Origin of the sequence: Neobacillus drentensis (assembly GCF_036962765.1) — a bacterium.
Lineage (GTDB): Bacteria > Bacillota > Bacilli > Bacillales > Cytobacillaceae > Neobacillus > Neobacillus drentensis_C.
The window spans coordinates 1,226-19,596 of sequence record NZ_JBALOS010000074.1 but is presented as its reverse complement, the minus strand read 5'-3'; the positions used below and the strand labels follow the sequence as shown (position 1 = coordinate 19,596).

The window sequence follows — 18,371 nt, the reverse complement described above, 5'->3', positions numbered from 1 at the left end:
TTATGAAGGCTGTGATTTTTCATGTGTTTAATCCTATTTGCCTATCAAGTCCATCCAGTTTTCAAACTCATTGTGGCGGCAAACCGAGATGAATTTTACGGGAGGCCAACTGCCCCGGCACATTATTGGGAAGACAGTCCTGGCATCCTTGCCGGCAGGGATTTAGAAAAAATGGGCACTTGGATGGGGGTTACTACAACGGGACGGTTTGTGGCGTTAACCAACTATCGCGACCCCGAGGAAGTAGCAGCCGGAAAGCGGTCACGGGGGGAGTTGGTGGCCGATGCGCTGAAATATAAAGGAAATGTGAAGGATTATCTGAAAAATCTTGAAGAACGTAAGGATCTGTATCCCGGTTATAACTTATTGGCGGGGGATCGGAAAGAACTATACTATTATTCCAATAAAGGACAAGAACTTCAAAAGATCGAGCCAGGAATTTATGGGGTCAGCAATCATTTATTAAATACCGAGTGGCCAAAGGTCCAAAAAGGTAAGAAGGGCATGTCCACAATCATTAACGGGGAAAAGGATGAACTTGTAGAGAGGCTTCTTTGTATCCTTCAAGATGCAGACCAAGCTCCCGATGAACTCCTTCCGAAGACAGGTGTTTCTTTAGAGTGGGAAAGAAGGCTCTCTCCGCTGTTTATAAAAAGTGAAAATTATGGGACGAGGAGCTCAACAGTCCTGATGATGTCCGACAAAGAAATTCAATACGTAGAACGAGTTTTCTCTAAGGATGGCATAAGTGAACAACAATATAAGATTGAATGATAGAACTTTGTGATCCAAATGAAGGGTCAAGGAATGCAGTCTCTCCTTGATGCTTCATTTTTTTATTTTGGCAGTTTTCGCATTAATTGTTGTTTTTCGTATGAAAAGACAGTGTTAAAGGTTATTGTTAATATTTTTGCCATGTTGATTGGAGCGGAAGACGCGAGACTCCTGCGGGAGTACGGGACAAGGAGGCTCCCCGAACTGCCCGCGGAAAGCGAAGCGCCTGGAGCGGAAATCAACATGCCGATTTAACAGTGCCTTTTTCATAAAAGTGGTCTTAACTACCAACTAAAAACACAGGTGTTGTCTATGGAAATTATAACAACTCTGGTTTATGATTAGGGTGATTTTATGAAAACGATTACGAGTAATACAAGGAAGAGACTTGCTGTTATGGAGACTGTGAAATCATGCGAAAACAACTAGGTTTGAATAGGATGTTCGAAGTTATTAAAAATATAACCACAAAACTTAAAAATCAATTGTATGGTAGCTTTCGCACTAAGTTGATGCTGTTTTTCATCGTGGTGGCACTGATTCCTCTTCTATTATTTGGTTATCTCTCCTATCAAAAATCTACCACGATTGTAAATAAACAATTTAATGATTATGAAAACTTTGCTGTTTCACAGCTTGAAAAGCAATTAGAAAATACGATTAATCAGATGTTTGTCGTCTCAAACGATATACATCAATATTTATCCGACCCTACCTTAATAGTCATTAAAGAAGAGATTCCAAGGACTTATGAAGGATTCATAGAGAAAAAGAATTTTGAGAGGTTCCTTGAAGCCCATAAAACTTTTAATACGAAAGGAATCTACCTAATAACAAACTCCGGATATTATTATGGGGGAAATCATCTCAATTCTCAAAAACTGTTTCAAATGCCTTTTTGGAAGGAAGCAAGCAAAATAAAACAAGGGGATCGCTGGATTGGATTTTATAAAGCTAATCATTATGAAAGCAGCAAAGCCCCTGAACAAATGATTGGGCTTGTATTGCCGATCCAGAGCCAATATGGAATTTTAAAGGGAAGCAAGCTGCTGATAGAGACGAATGCCGAGGAGATTTTTTCATATATTACGTATCTTGAAAGAGATGTCCACGCCTTTATAACCATTTATAATGAAAAGAATAAGGTCCTTTACCGAACAAAGGCAAATAGGGAGAGACTTTCCAGTGACGTTGTCAGGGTGAAAAATATTAATGCCTTTGGCTGGAAAATTGAAGTCCGAGTCCCTGAAAAACTATTTTACCAATCTTCGGATGTTATCTTTAACTATACTATGCTGGGTATTTTCTTTTTAATTATCCTGGCTATCATACTAGCGATGGTCTTTTCTGCACCGCTTGCAAAACGAATCAGAAAGTTGAAGGAATCAATGGAACTAGTAAGTGTTGGTGAGCTGCAGACTCAGATTCCTGTAAAAGAAAATGATGAAATTGGGAAATTAACGATCAGCTTTAATCAGATGGTCCAGCAAATTAAGGAATTAATTGATGAAATCGGTGAGACTGAACGGTTAAAAAGGAAAGCAGAGTTAAGGGCTTTTCATTATCAAATCAATCCACATTTGTTGTTTAATACGCTAAACTCCATTCAGTGGAAGGCAAGGCTTAGTAACGCTAAGGAAGTTCAGCAAATGATCTACCATCTGACGGAAGTTCTCCATGAAAATCTCAATTTTTCTGATGAGTTAATTCCGTTAAAAAAAGAACTCGATACGATAAGGCATTATTTGAAAGTGCAGGAAATTCGTTTTGGACATATGTTTGACTATCATGAACAGGTCAGTGCTGATTGCACCGATTATTTAATCCCCCGCCTGTCCCTTCAGCCATTATTTGAAAATATATTTTTTCATGCCTTTGAAGATGGAAAGGGAGTAATGGAATTAACCATTGAGGATAGATCAGACTATCTCGAACTTACCTTGAGCGATAACGGAAAAGGAATGAGTGAACAAACAGCCCTAGACTTACTTAAAGACCATTTGCCTAATGACAAAGCACGGGGAATAGGCGTGTATAATGTTGATCAACGGCTGAAACTTCATTTTGGAAATCAATATGGACTTATAATCGAATCTAAACTAAAGCAGGGAACAACAATCAAAATGCACTGGCCAAAAAGGAGGATGACCAATGATCAAAGTCATAGTAGTTGATGATGAATACATCGTCCGAAAAGGGTTAATGGCAACGGTAAACTGGCAGAAATACAATATGGAAGTGGTAGCGGATGCGTCTAACGGCCAAAAAGGATGGGAAGTGTTTCTTGAATACTCACCTGAGGTAGTCATTACAGATATTGTTATGCCAGAACTAAACGGCATTGACTTGGCCCGGAAAATTAAACAAGCAGCTCCTGATACAAAAATCCTGCTTTTAAGCTGCCATCGGGATTTCGAATATGCCCAGGAAGGTATTAAAGTGGGTGCTTCAGGTTATATTTTAAAAACAGCTTTTCAAGATGATGAATTTGAAGAATACCTAAATCAATTTTCTAATGAACTTCAAAAATTAGAAAGTAAAAAACAAAACTCGAATGAACCAGAAGTCCTAATAATAGAGGTTAATGAAAATTGGCCGGAACCAATTCAAAAAGCTGTTCAGCTAATCACGAAAGACTTATCAAAATCTTACTCTTCGGTGGATGTTGCTTATGAGGTTGGCCTTAGTAGAAGCCATTTTAGTACCCTTTTTAGTAAGTCAGTAGGAGAAAGCTTCCATACATTCACAGAAAAGTTAAAGATCAATGCTGCTAGTGAATTACTTGAAACCACTTCTCTTACTTTACAGGAAATAGGAGAGAAAGTCGGGGTGCAAGACGGGAAATATTTTAGCAAATGGTTTAAAAAATGTACGGGATATACACCATCTGACTATCGTCTAACAAAAAGGAGAATCAATCCGGACAATTTTACCCCTATTCCGTAATCTTCACAGAAAATTAAAACATTATTACTAACAATTTAAGATGAATTTCAGTGTGAGACCGCTTTCATTAGAAGTACAATGAAGGCGGTTAATTTTTTATCTAAAGAGGGGGAAATTCAGAATGAGGAAAATCAGCATCCTAGCAATGATTTTATTATTAGTTAGTGTCTTCTCCTTGGCAGCATGTTCGAACAGCAGTTCAGGAGAAAATACTTCTGGAGGAACTGGAGAAGAGAAGGATGGTAAAGGAAATGTTACCCTTCGCTTTGCTACTTGGGACTCCGGTGAGGCACTGAAAATTCAACAGGATATCGCCAAAAAATTTGAGGAAAAGAATCCCGGTGTAAAAGTTCAAGTGGAAGCTTATGGTGATGGATTTGATCAGAAGCTGGCTGCTTCCTTTGGAGCAAAAAATCCACCGGATATGATGTATATGTGGAATTTTCCAGCATACTACGAGTCACTCGAGCCGCTTGACCAGTACATCGAAGGCGATTCAGAAATGGATATGGATGATTTTTACCAAGGATTATTTAATTATTCCAGCATGAATGGGAAAATTTATGGAATGCCTGCTGGATTTACAACAAGGGTTATGTATTACAACAAAGATTTATTTGATGCGGCAAATGTCCCTTATCCAAAGGATGGCTGGTCTTGGGAAGATTTTAAAGGGATTTCCAAAAAATTATCTGACCCAAGCAAAAAGCAATACGGTTTTGGAATAGTGCCAGAGCCAGATACGTATGATCTCCAAGGATTGGTTTGGAGCAATGGCGGCAGCTTCATCAGTAAAGACGGGAAAGAAGTTAAGGGCTATATGAACAGTCCTGAAACAATTGAATCAATCCAACTTTTAAGTAACCTTCTTAAGGATAAAAGCGCTGTTCTGGTTGGTGGGAAAAACCAACAAAGCGGTGATGATATTTTTAAGGCAGGAAAAATCGCAATGTGGGAAAGTGGTATTTGGCCTTTAGCAGGATTTAAAGAAGCTAAAATTAATTTCGGTACGGTTGAAGTTCCTTCATTTGGCGAAAAGCCCACAAAAGGAGTCATTGCTTCATCTGCCGTTTCGGTAGCAAAGGATTCTAAGCATAAAGATCTTGCTTATAAATTTGTGAAGTTTTATTCCTCACCTGAAGCAATTAACATGCGTACGGCCGACTTACCAGTTCGAATCAGTGTTGTAAAAGCTAGGAATATGGAACAGGATCCGTTATTAAGCCCGTTCTATAAAATGCTTGAACGATCGGATGATATACCAGCATTTCTTTTAAACAACAATTGGAATGAAATTAACCGTAACTTGTCTGCTGCTGTAAATGCAGCTATGCTTGGGCAGGATGCCGAGAAACTACTAAATAAAGCAGTTCGGGACTCTGCGAAATACATCAAAAAGTAAGACTAAATAAATGAGGTGTTCATGATGAAATCTATACCTGCCTCTTCAACGCCTTATGTGGAAATAAATAAGAAAAAGAAAATAAAGTGGGACAAGATTGTCCCCCTTCTTTTTATCTCCCCATGGGTGATCGGGTTTCTTGCTTTCACGCTCGGACCATTACTATATTCACTATTTATCAGCTTTTATGATTGGCCGGTTGTCGGTGAGGCAACATTTATTGGCCTTGATAACTACAAGACCATGTTTACAGATGATCCACTGTTTTGGAAATCCTTATGGGTGACGGTGAAATTCGCCGCATTGTTCGTTCCTTTAAATATCATTGTAGCCCTAGTTTTAGCAATTTTATTGAATCAAAACGTAAAGGGACACTCCTTTTTCCGAACTTTTTTCTACCTTCCATCGGTCATCTCCGGCGTAGCCCTTGCGATGATCTGGGCTTGGGTTTTCAACGGTGAATACGGTATTCTTAATTACTTTCTTTCCTTGGTCGACATCACAGGTCCTAACTGGCTGAATGAGACCGGTTGGGCACTTATCGCGATGGTGATTGCCAGCCTTTGGGGTCAAGGGACAATGATGTTAATCTTCTTGGCAGGTTTAAAAGGAATTTCGGCTGAACTTTATGAAGCAGCATCGATCGATGGAGCTAATAAAATAACTCAGTTTTTCAAAATCACCTTGCCGCTTTTGACACCAACGATTTTATTTAATGTCATCACAACAATTATCGCGGCTTTCCAACAATTGACGTTAGCCCTGCTATTAACCGGCGGAGGACCGCTCAATTCAACATATTTTTACGCAATGTATGTTTATGAAAATGCCTTTAAATATTTTAAAATGGGCTATTCCTCCGCAAATGCGTGGTTTATGTTTTTGATTGTCTTAGGGTTAACGATGTTAGTGTTTAAATCCTCGTCAGCCTGGGTCTACTACGAAGGAGAAGTGAAGAAGAAGAAATAAAATTGCAGCCAATCAATTGATACGAGGGGTTTTACTATGAAAATGAAAAGCAGGGTTGAAAAAACCTTAATATACGGTCTTTTAATCTTTTTCTCGCTGTTATTTTTGGCGCCTTTATTTTGGATGGTGACGACTTCGTTAAAATCACCAGAAGAACTCTATCTGTTCCCGCCAAAGTGGATTCCTTCCAGTCTGCACTTTGAGAATTTTAAGGAAGCGTGGATTTCTCAGCCATTCACACAATTTCTAACTAATTCACTCACGGTGACAATCTTGGCAACACTTGGTCAAATTGTTTCCTCTTCGCTGGTCGCCTATGGGTTTGCTAGGTTTACTTTTAAGGGAAGAGATTTCTTATTTATGGTACTTCTTGCCACAATGATGATTCCGTGGGAAGTGACAATGATTCCTTTATATATGGAATTTAATTTCTTAGGCTGGATTAATACACTGAAACCGCTGATTGTACCTGCCTGGTTCGGTGCACCATTTTATATCTTCTTGATGCGCCAATTTATCATGGGCATACCAAAAGAGTTAGATGAAGCAGCAAAAATAGATGGTGCAAACACTTTTCAAATTTTTTACAAAATTTACTTGCCGCTCATGAAGCCGATATTAATTCTAGTCGGGGTGTTCAGCATGTTGAACTGTTGGAATGACTACCTAGGACCGCTCGTATTTTTGAATGACCAGAGCAAATATACCCTGACACTTGGGCTTGCGCAGTTCAAAGGAATGTTTGGCGTAGATATGGAAGGAATCATGGCCATTACCTTCCTAATCAGCATCCCGCCGCTTATTCTTTTCTTCGCTGCACAGCGCTACATTGTAGAGGATGTTTCTAAGTCAGGAGTAAAGGGATAACAAGTGATCATTATGATTACGTAACAGGAACTAATCAGAGGGGGAACTCCTTTTCTGATTAGTTAGTTTTATTGCTGGGGGTGTATTCCTCCGAAATTTTTTAAAAATGAAAGGTTGAAACACTCTATGATACAGTCATTAAGATTTCTTACTTTGCCATCTGGTGTGAAACGGTTTTTGGCCACTGAATCTCTGTACGGGCTGAGCATTGGAATGTTTACCTTAATCTTGAATCTGCATTTAATTGAAATGGGTATGACAGAAAGGCAAATTGGACTCATCATATCGATGGGGATTTTAGTAATGGGAATCTTTGCAATCCCTGTAAGTATCTTAGCTAAAAAAACCGGTCGGAAAAAGCTGCTGGTAACAGGGATTACTAGCATTGCCATTGGATGCAGCATTTTTGCTTTTGCAGAAGGCTTTGCATTCTTTTTTTTGGCTCAATTTGTGGTTTCGATTGGCCTAACACTTGTGGAAACGACGGAAATACAGTTGTTGTTCCATTATAGCCGATCGAAAAGGGAAGAAACCCAAGCTTATAGCTTTTTATTCGCAGTGTTTACTGCCTTTACGGGAGTGGGAACCTTAATCGGCGGCTTCTTGCCGAATTGGATAGAGCTATCAGAGAGAGGCTACCAAAATACATTACTAGCCACATCGATATTGTTTCTATTATTAGCCTTTACAAGGGGAGGCCTACTTCCGACTGAGAAGCGAGAGAAAGCAGTTGCTCTTGAAGATAAAGACGATCAGAGAATAAAAGTTCCTGAACGAAAGCCTATCCGTAAGACTAAAGGAAAGCATACGAGTGATTTACAGCAAAAATTATTGTTCTTTGCTGTTTTCGCACTGATTACTGGTGGTGCCGTATCCTGTCTACAGCCATACTTGAATTTATTTATTAAGTTTCGTTTCGATTTCTCAAATGAAGCTGTGTCGATGCTGTTGGCTCTAAATGGTCTGGCACTGTTTATTGGTTCTGTTTTTTCACCAGCACTGATTGACCGCTTCGGGGTGAAAAAGACTTTTCTCTATATTTACATGGTGAATATCTTGCTTTGTTTTCTTTTATTTTTTAACATTCACCCTTATTTCTTTTCTACGCTGTTATTAGTTAGAGGTGGGGTTTTTACAATTCTGACCAATCTGGTTGACAGTCTATCCATGTCATCATTTAAGGATGAGGAGAGGGATTTGTATGCGGGGATGAGAGCAGTATTTCGAAGCATTGGATCCGCATTAGCCGCATTTTTAGTCGGATTAATCCTAGCTGGAAAAAACTATACACTTCCGTTTATTTTGTCAGGACTGCTTCTCCTCCTCGGATATGCGTATTTTATTTATGTAATCAGACCAAAGTTCTTTGAAGTAGATCAAGACTTTCGGGTGAACACCAAGGACAGTATAACAAATGAATGTTGAAAGAGAGTGAAGCTTATGTTTGATATAAAAAAAATCCCCTTCAGCCGCTATGGTTCTTTTATTACAATTTCACCAAATCACAATGACAAGGGGGATAGTCCACTTTACCTTCGCAATATCCGAAACGGAGACAATGAGTTTGGCGAAGTATTCCGGATTGATCTTATTCATGAGGGGAACCCCCTGCCATATCAGGCAGTCCTAACTCCAAGTATGCTCCGGCTCGAAGGTGCAGAAGGGTTTGCTGAATTTTGTATAACTGAAGCCCGCGTTTTACAAATAAGAAGTCATGGAACAGGGGTAAGGCTGACTGGAATTACTGGTGCTTATGATTATGCTGTCCCTGTGGAGGAGCATCGTTGGGAAGTTAACCATTCCCGTCAGGAAATGAGGTACATGCTTACTTCGATAAAGGGACGCCTCGTAGTGGACGCCCCTTTCATTGAACAACGCTGTGAAAAAATTATTGTCGACTTTCTTCCGGAGTCGGACATGGGGGAAATGGAAGGTGTGCTTGAGGAGTTTACGACCATTTACACGGATCGTTCCTACTCAGCTTTTGCAAAAGGACATAATAATGTTGCAAAGGAATATGAGTCATGGCTGGAAAATACCCTTGAGATACCGGAAATGTATGCAAAAGGTAAAGAAGAAGCCTCCTATATTACTTGGTCCTGCGTTGTTCCACCTGAAGGAATGCTGACTAGGCCTGCGATGTATATGTCGAAGAACTGGATGACAAATATTTGGAGCTGGGATCACTGCTTTAATGCCTTAGCATTAGCCCAAAAAAACCCTGACCTCGCCTGGGACCAATTTATGATCTTTTTTGATTTGCAGGATGAATCCGGGATGCTGCCTGATTTCGTCAATAACAGGTCTGCGTTATGGAATTTTACCAAACCGCCCATCCATGGATGGACACTATGGCGCATGTGGGAACAAAATGATTTTGTTACAGAGGATAAACTGCGAGAAGTGTACCAGCCGCTTGTAAAATGGACGAAATGGTGGCTGACTTTTCAGGACAGCGACCATGACGGGATTCCGCAATACAATCACGGAAATGACAGTGGTTGGGATAATAGCACAATTTTTCACAAAGGGACACCAGTTGAAAGTCCCGACTTATCCTCTTTCCTAGTGCTGCAAATGGAGGTTCTGTCGGATATAGCTGGTAAGCTCGGAAAAAATGATGAAGCTAGAAAATGGAAAGATGAGTCTCAAGCATTGTTAAATAGGCTGATTGACCATTTTTGGGACGGACAACGCTTTGTAGCAAAGCGGTCAGGTACACATGAAGTCATTGAATCTAACAGTCTAGTTTTATATGTCCCTCTGATTCTCGGAAATAGGCTTCCGCCTGAAATCTTAAATAGGCTAGTAGAAGATATAACAACAAAGGGATTTTTAACAGAATATGGACTGGCAACCGAGATGCCGGATAGTCCGTTTTACAGGGAAGATGGTTATTGGCGAGGTCCAATTTGGGCACCAACCACTATGCTGCTCGCCGATGGATTGCTTTCATCCGGCAAAATGGATTTAGCTCTCGAGGTGGCGGAAAAATTCTGTGCAATGGCAACCAAATCAGGTATGGCGGAAAACTATGATGCACTAACTGGGAATGGACTTCGGGATCCGGCATTTACTTGGACCTCAAGTGTATTCCTTATCCTTGGACATCTTCTCGCTGCAGAGAAGAAGCGTTGAAGAATAGATAAGACAGCTAAATCTTTAAATATTTTAGGTTACCTCCGGAATTGGAATAAAAACTTAAACGATTGAGGGGCTATATGATGAAAAAATTAAAAAGATGGGAAGACATCCATACAGATGGTATAAACCGCATGAGTGCCCGTGCTCACTTTAACAGCTATCCTTCATTTGGTGCGGCAGAAACGGATGATGCGGTCAATAGCCGCTATTTTCAAAACCTTAACGGAATATGGAAATTTACTTTTCTCGAAGCCCCCGAATATTGGCCGGATGGCTTTTATCATGACAATTTAGATACGAAAGATTGGGACGATATTGTTGTGCCTGGCAACTGGCAAATGCAAGGATACGGGAAAATGCATTATTCTGATCTATGGTACAATTTCCCGATTATTCCACCGCGTGTCCCAACAGAAAACCCGACGGGCATTTATCGCCGAGAATTTGAGTTAGATCGGAATTTAGAAGGAGAACAATTAATCCTGCGTTTTAATGGGGTCGATTCTGCCTTCGAATTGTATATTAATGGAGAATTCGCTGGTTATAGTAAAGGTGCTCGGATTCAATCAGAATTTGATGTTACGAAACTGTGCAGGCAAGGTACAAACACCATGACTGTCCGTGTGTTTCAGTGGTCAGATGGAACGTATTTAGAAGACCAGGATATGTGGTGGCTAAGCGGAATTTTCCGTGATGTTGAACTATATACCCGACCAGTTTCCGGACTATATAACTTTACGGTTACCACAGAGTTTGATAAGGAGTGGAAGGACGCCACCCTCACCGTTTCAGTTGTGCTGACGCAACAACGCAACCAAACTATTACTTATCAATTAATGGATCCAGAAGGCAAGCAAGTTTTTAGCGAGGAAAAAGGGGCTGACGAACCTTTTAGCAAGTATTTAGTGTCACCCTTAAAATGGAGTGCAGAGCAGCCCCATTTATACAATCTCTATATGACAGTAAAGGAAAATGGAGAAATCATAGAGGTTATCCATCAGCATGTAGGATTCCGCTCCATTGTCATGGAGGATGATACTTTCCTCGTAAATGGTGTGGCAATTAAGTTCAAAGGCGTGAATCGTCATGACTACAACCCGAGGACAGGTCGAGTAGTTACGAGAGAGGAAATGGTGCGCGATATTAAGACAATGAAACAAAATAATATCAACGCCATTCGTACGGCACATTATCCAAATGCTCATTACCTTTATGATCTTTGTGATCAATACGGGATGTATGTGATTGATGAAACGGATTTAGAATGTCATGGGTTTGAATTGACAAGAAAGTATGATTGGATCAGTAATGATCCAGACTGGGAAACGGCTTATGTTTCAAGGCTGGAAAGGATGATTGAGCGTGATAAAAACCATCCTTGTATTATCATGTGGTCGCTCGGAAATGAGTCTGCATTTGGTGATAATTTCCGAACTATGGCCAAGCGTGCAAAGGAAATGGATCCGACACGACTTGTTCATTACGAAGGAGATTTTGAAGCAGAGGTGACCGATGTATACAGCACGATGTATACATGGCTTGAACATAAGGAAAGACGAACTATGGACAAGGTGATTGAAAAGTCCAAAAAACCACATATTCTCTGTGAATATGCCCATGCCATGGGAAATGGACCTGGAAATTTAAAAGAATATCAAGACTTATTTTATAAATATGATAAGCTCCAAGGTGGATTCGTTTGGGAATGGTTTGACCACGGGATTGAAACGGTGGCAGAGGATGGTACGATTTATTACCAGTATGGCGGCGATTTTGGTGATGACCCGACGAATGGAAACTTCTGCATCGATGGGTTAATCATGCCGGATGGTACACCGTCCCCAAGTCTATATGAGTATAAAAAAGTGATTGAACCAGTTCAAACAGAATGGATTGATACCGAGAAGGGCATTTTCCGGCTCATTAATCGATATGATTTTTTATCATTAGACCATTTGAATTTAACATGTTCGTTATTTGAAGATGACCGATTGATTGAAGCCTTTGATATAGAGCTTCCAAAGATGGCGGGACGGGAAACAGCAGAGATTCAGCTGACAGTTGGACAGGACATTGAAAAAGTAAGCGGAGCCAATTATTATTTGGTATTTTCATATAAACTAAATCAGGATACATCTTGGGCAGCAAAAGGACATGAATTAGCGAACGCTTCCTTTGTGCTCTCGGGAAGGTCAAAATTACCTAAAGCGCATGATGATGGCGAACTCCTGGTTAAAAAAGAGGGAGCGTTCCTGAATGTAAGTGGTAATGATTTTACCATTACCTTCGATTGTGTCAAAGGAACACTTAAACAAGTAACTCGGAATGGGAAAATACAGATTGAAAAGGGCCCGCAGTTTAACTTCTGGCGTGCACCAATTGACAATGACATGTACTTGCTTAATGATTATAGAGGAAAATATTTCATGCATCTCGGACATGAAATCGTTGAAGATATCCACTACGAATTGAAAGACGGCGTATTTGAATGGCATGCGGATGCATTGTATGGTACAACAAACAGTTCTTGGTATTATCAAATTAATTATCACTATATGGTTTATCCAGATGGTGATATTCTTTGCCGAATTGTTGGAATTGCATCGGGGAGAAAAGAAAATGCACCGGTTATGGTGCCACGCCTTGGTCTACGCTTACAGTTAAATAACGATTTTAATAAAACGCAATGGCGCGGAAGAGGCCCAGGAGAGAGTTATCCAGATTCAAAACAAGCGAATCCTCTTGGGGTCTACAGTAAAACGGTTGATGAGTTATTTACTAATTATGTGAAACCTCAAGAAAATGGCAATCGTTCCGACTGTGACTGGGTCAGCTTTACTGATCATGATGCCAACGGGCTCATTTTTATCGCGAATGAGACCTTTAACTTTAGCACATCACACTATGAAGTTAGCGACCTTGAAAATGCCAAGCATACAGTCGATTTGAAGCCGAGGGACTATATAGTCTTAAATATGGACTACAAACAAAATGGTCTCGGCAGCAATTCGTGCGGGCAGGATCAACTAGAAAAATATCGTTGTAAATTCGAAGACTTTACCCTATCATTCCGGATCTCTCCCTTCAATGCTGAAAAATCCACAGCGGTAGAGCTTGGACGAGAACAATGCTAAGTGTTAAGGTGGGTCCGTAAAAGAATAAAGAACAACTAATCAAACGATTGATTAGATAGTGACAAAATGTTGCACTCAAAGAAGGCACCCACTTAAAGGGTGCCTTCTTTAGTGCATTCTTCCAACAACTTTAAAATGGCACCGAAGAACTTCGGACCAGAATTTCTCATGAGATAAATTCCAGTCTGTTTTGTTCCTCGATTACATTAGCGTAATGCCAAATAAGATCTTCAAATATCCGGTCCCATCTCTGTGTTAATGCGTAATCCCTTCCTGCGATTCCCATTTGTTCCCGTAGTCCATCATTCGATAAAATCTGAATAATCGCATCTCTAAATTCCTGTACATTACCAGGTTTACATAAATACCCCGTTACTCCTGCTTTAATGATATTCTTAACACCTCCGGCCTTTGCTCCGATGACAGGGGTTCCACTTGCAAGGGACTCAAGGACAACATTTCCAAAGGTCTCCGTAGGAGAGGGGAAAACAAATAGATCAGATGCTGAATAGACTTCGGCCAAGCCGTTACCATTTAAGAATCCTGTAAAGGTCATATTTACGGGAGCATTTGCCTGCAATTGCTCACTTAATGGGCCATCACCAACTATTAACCAATGTATTTTCTCATTTAACTCAGCTGGGATTGATTTTGCAACTTCTAAAAGTGTTTTGATATCTTTCTCAGGTGCTAGTCTGCCTACATATATAAGCAGGTATTTTCCCTCTGTAGAGTAAAAGTTCCGGACAGCATTTTTATCATAATAAGGGTGATAAAGTTGGCAATCTACGCCTCTTGGCCAAATTTCTAAGTTTGAGAATCCATGGTGTTTTAATTGTAGGAACGTATCTGTGGAGGGAACGAAGAGTTTTCTACAGGTTTGATAGAACCAGTGCATGTATTTCCAATGGATTTTCGAAAGAAAATGAAGGTGATAATAGTGTAAATAATGATCAAAATTGGTGTGATAGGAACCGACAAGGGGGATGTTTAATTTTTTGGCAAAAAAGACACCACATAGGCCGATGTTGAAAGGGGTTGCCACATGAATTAAATCTGGAGAGAATGCTATTAATTCCGACTTAAGATGAAGTAGGTTTGGAAAAGCTAAGCGGCATTCAGGGTATAAGAAAAAGGAACAACTTTTAAAATGATGTATATTGGTAGAATGATATTCATTGGAATAAGAATCGGGTGCAAAGATCTTAAAAGCGATCTCCTGATCCTCCAAATAACTAGTTAATCGTTTAAGCGTCCTTGCAACCCCGTTGATGTCTGGATAAAAGGTATCTGTGAAAATGGCAATTTTCATAAAATCCCTCCTAATCTATTCCTCATAACCACAATAAATAGAAGCAAAGGCTCCCGGTAAGTGATCCGAGTAGCCCCCCAACAATCACATCGGAAGGATAGTGAAGGCCTAAGTAAATTCTTGATATGCCTACACAAAGTCCTAAAGGGATCAGGACAAAGGAAAGTTGAGGGATGAATAGGATAAATGGCATCATAACTGAAAATATCGCTGTTGTATGTCCTGATGGAAATGAATGATCTTGTAATGGATTTGCAGGAAACTTTGTTTTTTCAATGATTAAATAGGGTCTTTTTCGGGGGAACAGCAACTTTACAAAATGTACGGGAATGTGACTTGCAGATAACGCAAGTGCACTTGCAATCGCAACAATTCTAGTTTCCCGTGGCGAAAACATGATGAGAAGTAAAGTTGCGGCGATCGTAAATCTCGCTCCACCAAAGTGCGTGACCGTACGAAAAAAAAGATTTAATACCTTTTTATCAAAATGACGATTAACTTGCTGAAATATACGGCATTCGAACCCATAAAACAACTGTATCATTCTCATATATGCCTTTCCCCTTTATCAATTAATCATTTTCAACCCTGCATTTGGTCGATGTCAGGTCAAACTATTGACCACCCTTGCTTTTTGGTTAGGAGGTTTTCTTCGCGCGATATTTTGTTGGATAAGATGGTTCGTATCGACTGGAATCGTTGTTTTTGTACAAAGAATCAAATCGTTTTCGATCATTCCCTTTGTATGTATAGCAATACCTATAACCATTTGCCCTAGTTCAGCTAAACACGTACTAGCAACAAGTCCATCAAATCCTGCTCCCGTCACGGAAATCTTCATCCAATCCCTCCTATTAATATTGCTTACTTATATTGTATAAAGGAATCGGTGATAGTTTCTTAACTTAATGTTAAAAGTGTGTTAAGTAATTGTAATTTTCGAAAATATCTATATCAATAAGTTTTAGCTTCGGGTGCGCAATCGATCTTTTTTTAAAAGTAGATAGTTTTTTTCTACTTAATTGTTTTTATATGGAAATGATAGAGGGGCGTTCCTACTTCTTTTTTTAGTATAATTCCTACAAAAATATGAAAGAGAATTTAAATAACTATTTGATAAGATCAGGATTGGAAGCGCTATCATAAAAAACTGATAAATCACAAGTTTCAGAAATATTTAAATAAATAGAATAATATACTAGACGAATGAGAGTAATTGTTCTACAATAATATTAATTAAATCACAGGGACATTCATATCGTTATTTTGTGTAAGGTAATCTAACAATCTACGATTTGATTTGTCAGAAAAATAAGAAAAATAGAAAGAGGTCCTTAGTTATGAAGAAGAAATGGGCAAAAATGTTTATGGCCTCCACCTTATTGGCGGGAGTGCTTGCAGGTTGTTCAGGAGCTAAAGAAAGTTCAGGCAGTGAAAGTAAAACTATTAAGATTGGTGTAAACCTAGAGCTATCCGGTGGAGTTGCTTCTTATGGGGAGTCACTTGAAAACGGTATTGATATTGCAGTCGATGAGATTAACAAAAAGGGTGGAGTCAAAGGCAAAAAGCTAGAGCTTGTTAAAGTAGATAACAAGTCAGAAGCTGCCGAAGCGACGAACGGAGCCATCAAGTTAACAAGTCAAGACAAAGTAACAGCGATTATTGGTGCGGCTACAAGCGGTGACACCGTGGCGCAAGCACAAATTGCCAATGATACAAAAACAATCCTATTAACTCCATCAGGGACAAGCCCCAACGTAACAGTAGGGGATAATGGTAAATTAAACGAGTACGTTTTCCGTACCTCTTTTATTGATCCATTCCAAGGAATTGTGGCCGCGAATTTTGCTGCGAAGGAATTAAAATTAAACAATGCAGCTATTTTTGCAGATAGTGCCAGCGATTATGCCAAGGGTTTAGCAGCCTCATTTAAAGAGACTTACGAAAAGGCAGGCGGCAAAGTTGTAGCTGAAGAAGCTTATGTTGCGAAAGATACGGACTTCCGTGCTACCTTAACTCGTATTAAAGCTAAAAATCCAGCATTCATTTTCATTCCTGGATACTATGAAGAAGTTGGTTTAATTGTAAAGCAAGCTCGTGAATTAGGCATTACTGTTCCATTAATGGGAGCAGATGGCTGGGATTCACCGAAGTTAGTAGAATTAGCTGGCGCTGACGCGTTAAACAATACATTTATCACGAACCATTACACATCTGAAGATCCAGATAAAAATATTCAAAAGTTTGTAACGACTTATAAAGAAAAGTTCAATGGAGAATCTCCTAATGCGTTTAATGCACTTGGTTATGATACGGTCTATCTATTAGCGGATGCAATCGAGCGTGCTGGTGGAACAGATACAGCAAAAATTAAAGATGCTTTAGAGAAAACAAAAGATTTATCTAGAATTACAGGTACGATTACTATCGATAAAAACCACAATCCTATTAAATCAGCTACTGTTTTAGAATATAAAGACGGTAAACAAGTATTTAACACGAAAGTGAATCCGTAAAAATCGGAAAAGGTGAAATGGAAGGACTGTCCCTTCTATTTCACTTTTTTTATTTGTTGGTAAGATTCGGAATAGTTGTGCTATAATTAAATTAGTAATAGGTACTAATACCAGATATAAATTTAATCACCTAACATTGGTAATTCAAGAATATTTAAACGGGTATAAAAGGGACCATTCTCACCTTTTAAGAGTGTTTGTACGGTAAACTAACGAATATTGACAACAACGGGGGATTATGATGTTAACAAATGATTTGGACTTTAGATTGGAGCCTAAACTTATAGATTTATATGAAGAACATAAAAAGCGATCTGAAAAAATAGATTGGGGTTACCATGATTTCTTACCATGGGATAAGGCAATGGATTTCCGACGTGTTCCCTGGGATGAAAGCCAGGTGACACTGCCTGCATCGATTATTACAGCGGTTGAAACGGCTCTTCTAACCGAAGTGAACTTGCCGTGGTTTACCTCTCATCTAGATCAAACGTTTAAGGGTTCTTTAACGGTTATTAAAGATTTTGTCCATACTTGGACTGCAGAAGAAGATCAGCATTCAAACCTGATTGAAACGTATTTATTAATTACACGCAATGTAGATCCCAAGCGACTCCACCAATTACACAAACAAACGGTTGAGAATGGCTGGAATCCTGATTATCACACGCCTTTTGAAACTATGGTATATACCTCATTACAAGAACTGGCAACCATGGTTTTTTATAATAACGTGGCGAAAGTAGCTGGTTCGCATGATAAGGATTTAGCTAGTCTGCTTCGCCGTCTTGCAAAGGATGAAACGTTGCATTATGCCTTTTATCGAGATGTGATTAAATTTCATCTCCAATTGGAACCTAATTACTGTTATCATTTAGGACATGTCATTAAGAACTTTCAAATGCCTGGTACAGTAATGCCTGATTTTGAAGATCGCATGGCCATTATTGCAAAAGAGGCAAACTACGGTCCATTGGAATATTTTGATCAAGTTCTAGATGTGATTGTTGATTATTGGGAGTTGGAAAAATTAAGACCGATTGCACCAGAAGCAGAAAAAGCTAGACTGGACATTCTAAATTACCACGCACGGTTGAAAAGAGTAAGAGATCGTTTTTATAAAAATAAATAAGTTACTTCCAAATTAAATGTAAATATTGCCAATTCATTCGAAGCTTAAAGGCTTGACAACTAAAATATAATTTATTAACCTTGAACAATAGTAATTTAATAAATAATTTCGTATAACTCCAATGATATGGTTTGGAGGTCTCTACCAGGAACCAATAAATTCCTGATTACGAAGA

15 protein-coding genes and 1 riboswitch are annotated in these 18,371 nt (G+C 39.3%); of the genes, 12 read left to right on the top strand and 3 right to left on the bottom strand.

All coding sequences use genetic code 11. The features are described from left to right. Nucleotides 1-21: 21 nt before the first annotated feature. The 10 genes from V7137_RS11180 to ebgA all read left to right on the top strand — a co-directional run bounded on the left by V7137_RS11180 (nt 22) and on the right by ebgA (nt 13,236). Nucleotides 22-774: an NRDE family protein gene (locus V7137_RS11180; RefSeq protein ID WP_335698161.1), complete on the top strand. Its 753-nt coding sequence runs from the start codon at nt 22-24 to the stop codon at nt 772-774. A gap of 33 nt (nt 775-807) precedes the next feature. Further along, nucleotides 808-1,029, top strand: coding sequence for a hypothetical protein (locus V7137_RS11175; protein WP_335698160.1), 222 nt, complete (start codon nt 808-810; stop codon nt 1,027-1,029). Nucleotides 1,030-1,187: 158 nt separating this feature from the next. Beyond that, the gene (locus V7137_RS11170; protein WP_335698159.1) at nt 1,188-2,948 is read left to right on the top strand and encodes a sensor histidine kinase; all 1,761 of its coding nucleotides are present in this window, start codon (nt 1,188-1,190) and stop codon (nt 2,946-2,948) included. Next, on the top strand, nt 2,926-3,720 hold the full coding sequence (locus V7137_RS11165) for a response regulator transcription factor (RefSeq protein WP_335698158.1): 795 nt from the start codon (nt 2,926-2,928) through the stop codon (nt 3,718-3,720). The genes V7137_RS11170 and V7137_RS11165 overlap by 23 nt, the downstream gene beginning before the upstream one ends. Nucleotides 3,721-3,841: 121 nt before the next feature. Further along, complete coding sequence (locus V7137_RS11160; RefSeq protein WP_335698157.1) at nt 3,842-5,122, top strand: ABC transporter substrate-binding protein; 1,281 nt, start codon at nt 3,842-3,844, stop codon at nt 5,120-5,122. A 21-nt stretch (nt 5,123-5,143) separates the two neighbouring features. Next, the gene (locus tag V7137_RS11155; protein ID WP_218347943.1) at nt 5,144-6,091 is read left to right on the top strand and encodes a carbohydrate ABC transporter permease; all 948 of its coding nucleotides are present in this window, start codon (nt 5,144-5,146) and stop codon (nt 6,089-6,091) included. A gap of 36 nt (nt 6,092-6,127) precedes the next feature. Further along, the gene (locus V7137_RS11150) at nt 6,128-6,958 is read left to right on the top strand and encodes a carbohydrate ABC transporter permease (protein WP_335698156.1); all 831 of its coding nucleotides are present in this window, start codon (nt 6,128-6,130) and stop codon (nt 6,956-6,958) included. 126 nt (nt 6,959-7,084) lie between these two features. Further along, entirely contained in the window at nt 7,085-8,383 is a 1,299-nt protein-coding gene (locus V7137_RS11145) for an MFS transporter (protein ID WP_335698154.1), read from the top strand. Nucleotides 8,384-8,398: 15 nt separating this feature from the next. Next, nucleotides 8,399-10,096, top strand: a complete 1,698-nt coding sequence (locus V7137_RS11140) for an amylo-alpha-1,6-glucosidase (RefSeq protein ID WP_335698153.1) — start codon at nt 8,399-8,401, stop codon at nt 10,094-10,096. Between the two features lie 86 nt (nt 10,097-10,182). After that, nucleotides 10,183-13,236, top strand: coding sequence for a beta-galactosidase subunit alpha (gene ebgA, locus V7137_RS11135; RefSeq protein WP_335698152.1), 3,054 nt, complete (start codon nt 10,183-10,185; stop codon nt 13,234-13,236). A 166-nt stretch (nt 13,237-13,402) separates the two neighbouring features. On the opposite strand, the gene V7137_RS11130 is transcribed toward ebgA, so the two are convergent. The 3 genes from V7137_RS11130 to V7137_RS11120 are packed head-to-tail and all read right to left on the bottom strand — an operon-like array spanning nt 13,403 to nt 15,389. Then, nucleotides 13,403-14,548, bottom strand: a complete 1,146-nt coding sequence (locus V7137_RS11130; protein ID WP_335698151.1) for a glycosyltransferase family 4 protein — start codon at nt 14,546-14,548, stop codon at nt 13,403-13,405. Between the two features lie 22 nt (nt 14,549-14,570). Further along, nucleotides 14,571-15,092 carry a phosphatase PAP2 family protein gene (locus V7137_RS11125; protein WP_335698170.1) on the bottom strand — a complete coding sequence of 174 codons (522 nt, stop codon included), beginning with the start codon at nt 15,090-15,092 and terminating at the stop codon, nt 14,571-14,573. 60 nt (nt 15,093-15,152) lie between these two features. Further along, nucleotides 15,153-15,389: a hypothetical protein gene (locus V7137_RS11120; protein ID WP_335698150.1), complete on the bottom strand. Its 237-nt coding sequence runs from the start codon at nt 15,387-15,389 to the stop codon at nt 15,153-15,155. A 499-nt stretch (nt 15,390-15,888) separates the two neighbouring features. Between V7137_RS11120 and V7137_RS11115 the strand changes: the two genes are divergently transcribed. Both V7137_RS11115 and V7137_RS11110 read left to right on the top strand, forming a co-directional pair. Beyond that, nucleotides 15,889-17,064 (top strand): ABC transporter substrate-binding protein, encoded by a 1,176-nt coding sequence (locus V7137_RS11115; RefSeq protein WP_335698149.1) that lies wholly within the window; start codon nt 15,889-15,891, stop codon nt 17,062-17,064. Between the two features lie 241 nt (nt 17,065-17,305). Continuing rightward, nucleotides 17,306-18,196 carry an acyl-ACP desaturase gene (locus V7137_RS11110; protein ID WP_335698148.1) on the top strand — a complete coding sequence of 297 codons (891 nt, stop codon included), beginning with the start codon at nt 17,306-17,308 and terminating at the stop codon, nt 18,194-18,196. Between the two features lie 88 nt (nt 18,197-18,284). Continuing rightward, a riboswitch (purine riboswitch) is annotated at nt 18,285-18,371 on the top strand.

Bases quoted from the DNA above. Each gene is read 5' to 3' on its own strand.
- V7137_RS11165 (WP_335698158.1), top strand. From the start codon at position 2,926: ATGATCAAAGTCATAGTAGTTGATGATGAATACATCGTCCGAAAAGGG.
- V7137_RS11160 (WP_335698157.1), top strand. From the start codon at position 3,842: ATGAGGAAAATCAGCATCCTAGCAATGATTTTATTATTAGTTAGTGTC.
- V7137_RS11130 (WP_335698151.1), bottom strand. From the start codon at position 14,548: ATGAAAATTGCCATTTTCACAGATACCTTTTATCCAGACATCAACGGG.
- V7137_RS11115 (WP_335698149.1), top strand. From the start codon at position 15,889: ATGAAGAAGAAATGGGCAAAAATGTTTATGGCCTCCACCTTATTGGCG.
- V7137_RS11150 (WP_335698156.1), top strand. From the start codon at position 6,128: ATGAAAATGAAAAGCAGGGTTGAAAAAACCTTAATATACGGTCTTTTA.
- V7137_RS11140 (WP_335698153.1), top strand. From the start codon at position 8,399: ATGTTTGATATAAAAAAAATCCCCTTCAGCCGCTATGGTTCTTTTATT.
- V7137_RS11110 (WP_335698148.1), top strand. From the start codon at position 17,306: ATGTTAACAAATGATTTGGACTTTAGATTGGAGCCTAAACTTATAGAT.
- V7137_RS11170 (WP_335698159.1), top strand. From the start codon at position 1,188: ATGCGAAAACAACTAGGTTTGAATAGGATGTTCGAAGTTATTAAAAAT.
- V7137_RS11180 (WP_335698161.1), top strand. From the start codon at position 22: ATGTGTTTAATCCTATTTGCCTATCAAGTCCATCCAGTTTTCAAACTC.
- ebgA (WP_335698152.1), top strand. From the start codon at position 10,183: ATGAAAAAATTAAAAAGATGGGAAGACATCCATACAGATGGTATAAAC.
- V7137_RS11145 (WP_335698154.1), top strand. From the start codon at position 7,085: ATGATACAGTCATTAAGATTTCTTACTTTGCCATCTGGTGTGAAACGG.
- V7137_RS11175 (WP_335698160.1), top strand. From the start codon at position 808: ATGCAGTCTCTCCTTGATGCTTCATTTTTTTATTTTGGCAGTTTTCGC.
- V7137_RS11120 (WP_335698150.1), bottom strand. From the start codon at position 15,389: ATGAAGATTTCCGTGACGGGAGCAGGATTTGATGGACTTGTTGCTAGT.
- V7137_RS11155 (WP_218347943.1), top strand. From the start codon at position 5,144: ATGATGAAATCTATACCTGCCTCTTCAACGCCTTATGTGGAAATAAAT.
- V7137_RS11125 (WP_335698170.1), bottom strand. From the start codon at position 15,092: ATGATACAGTTGTTTTATGGGTTCGAATGCCGTATATTTCAGCAAGTT.